Here is a 257-nt window from a genome sequence, read left to right as displayed (position 1 = left end):
GAGGAATTGCCGTTTGCTCCTTTTCAAGTAATTCTTTGAAACCGTCAAGTCCCAAGTCCTTCAACAAAAACTTCATTCTGGCTTTGGCCCTACTCTTACGCTCTCCGTATCTATCGAACACACGGATTACACCTTCCATCAATGGAATAATTTTATCTGTGGGCAAAAAGCTATAAAGCTCATCGGCGTGGCGCGGTTGTGACCCCAGGCCACCAGCCAACATTACTTTAAAACCTCTTTCTCCATCTTTTTCTTTA

The 257-nt window shown here is 43.6% G+C and carries 1 pseudogene; it reads right to left on the bottom strand.

From position 1 onward, the window contains the following. A pseudogene (locus ACRHNM_RS17280) lies at window positions 1-257 on the bottom strand (nitrite reductase); the annotation flags it as partial.

The organism is Psychroserpens mesophilus (assembly GCF_050617655.1).
Lineage (GTDB): Bacteria > Bacteroidota > Bacteroidia > Flavobacteriales > Flavobacteriaceae > Psychroserpens > Psychroserpens mesophilus_A.
Note: the sequence above shows the minus strand (reverse complement) of the source record. Positions and strands in the feature narration are given on the sequence as shown.